The organism is Flavobacterium sp. RSSA_27 (assembly GCF_051547125.1).
In the GTDB taxonomy this organism is placed as follows: domain Bacteria; phylum Bacteroidota; class Bacteroidia; order Flavobacteriales; family Flavobacteriaceae; genus Flavobacterium.
On record NZ_JBPTTN010000012.1, the window covers coordinates 1 to 2,050 of the forward strand.

A 2,050-nucleotide genomic window follows, 5' to 3' on the forward strand; every position below is an offset into this window, starting at 1 on the left:
TGAGCCTTGCGGTTAAATCTTTGAGCGAATGTTCTCCCTTTGGGGGTTAGGGGGCTAATTCTTTTACTTTCTCATAAACTAAGCTACTCTCAAAACCACGACGAAGCATGTAATCACAAAATTTCTTCCTTTTTTTAAGCGCATTTTTTTCTGTAATGGATTGCCAATTCCTTTCGGCTAAAGCATTAAAAGTTTCCAAGTATTCCTCGGGGGAGATTTCTTTTAAAGCAAGTGTAATCAAAGTAGTATTGATGTGGCGCATTTTGAGTTCGTTGGTAATGCGGATTTTTCCCCAATGCTTGATGCGGTGTTTGCCACGGGCAAAACTACAGGCGAAACGCGCTTCATTCAAGAAGTTGTGTTCGATAAGGTGCACAATCAACTGGTCGATTTCGTGGGATGCTAAGTGCATGCTTCTCAGTTTGGTCACCACTTCTTCATGACAGCGCTCTTGATAGGCACAATACTGTTCTATTTTGTGTTGGGCTTGTTGGAACGTGTAGACTTGTGACATGCTGACTCGGGTAGGTAAGGGTTATAGATCCTACAAAAATAACGTTTTACTCTTAAAAAAACTTCTGATTTGTAGCTACTTATGAAGTATCTCAAAAGCATTTAATCGAGCATGTTTAGCAATGGATCTCGCTTTTTTTGGGATTAATTTATTACTTTTGTATTTAATGAACAAAAATGCTGGAAAGTTTAGTAATGGTTGTCTTTTATGGGGCTCCATTTTTTAAATCTCAAACTATTTTTTATGAAAAGAATTTTACCTAACATTCAACAATTTATATTCCTATTACTGTTTTTTGTTTTTTCAGGAAGTGTATATGCGGCAACTTACACCTTTACTGGAGCAGTAAATACAGATTGGACAAATCCATCGAATTGGGTTGGAGGTAATATAGCACCAACAAGCCTAGGTAATAATGATACAATAATTATTAATGCAAATGCATCTGTAGCTTCCATTGCAATTAAAAGTGGGGCTACTTTGATAGTTAATGCACCTGCAACTCTAACTGTTGGATCTGTTGGAACTCCTGCAAATGAACAAGTTGTTGACTTTCAAAACGGTTCTATTGTTACAATTAAATCAGGAGCAACATTGATAGTAAATGGCTTACTCAATAACAGCAATAACAGTAATGGTGTAGTCTTTGATGGGACTGTAACTGTCAATGGGAATGTGACTGGTGGGAATGGTTCAGTAATTAGTGGTTCGGGAACATTAGACGCCACAGGGACTATAATTACAGATAATTCTGGTTCTATTTTTGGGTCAACTGATAATTGTTCTGCAGGTCCTTGTTCATTTCCTATCAATTGCACTTCATTTACCGGCTCAATTTCTGGCAACCAAACTATTTGTTCAGGCGCAACACCTGCAACATTAACTAGTAGTACAAATGCTTCTTCACCTACTTATCAATGGCAAAGCTCAACAACTTCTGGGATAGGTTTTACTGACATTACTACTAATGGAACTAATCCTACCTATGTTATTCCAGGAGGTTTAACTCAAACTACTTATTATAGATTAAAAATAAAAAGTACTTGTACATTAGTTACACCTCAAGTAGTAATTACAGTAAATCCACTTCCTGTTGCAGCTGGAGCTATAACAGGAACGGCAACTGTTTGTCAAGGTCAAAGTGGTGTTTCTTATTCTGTACCTGCAATTACTAATGCTACAAGTTACACGTGGAGTTATTCAGGAACAGGGTTTACACCATCGGGAACAACAGCATCAATAACTGGAAGTTTTTCATCAAATGCAACATCAGGAAATTTAACAGTAACAGGAGTTAATGCTTGTGGTAACGGAACGGCCTCTACAACTTATGCTATAACAGTTAACCCATTACCAACAGCCAGTATTTCTTCGAATAATGGTCCAATTTGTTCAGGTGCTAATGCAACGTTTACTTTAACAGGAACATCAAGTGCTGTGGTTACTTACAACATCAATGGAGGTTCTAATACAACAGTTACTTTGACAGGTGGAATGGCTAATGTTACACTTACTGCAGTTACATCAAATCAAACT

The 2,050-nt window shown here is 37.4% G+C and carries 2 protein-coding genes; one reads left to right on the plus strand and one right to left on the minus strand.

The features are described 5' to 3' along the window. Window positions 1-46: 46 nt before the first annotated feature. Window positions 47-514, minus strand: coding sequence for a regulatory protein RecX (locus ACSVH5_RS13410; protein ID WP_438061915.1), 468 nt, complete (start codon window positions 512-514; stop codon window positions 47-49). A 243-nt stretch (window positions 515-757) separates the two neighbouring features. Here ACSVH5_RS13410 and ACSVH5_RS13415 point away from each other — a divergent pair. Beyond that, window positions 758-2,050 (plus strand): hypothetical protein (locus ACSVH5_RS13415; protein WP_438061916.1); only part of this gene is annotated, 1,293 nt, incomplete at its 3' end.

Excerpts from the sequence above, each read along its gene's own strand:
- ACSVH5_RS13410 (WP_438061915.1), bottom strand. The coding sequence starts at position 514 with ATGTCACAAGTCTACACGTTCCAACAAGCCCAACACAAAATAGAACAG.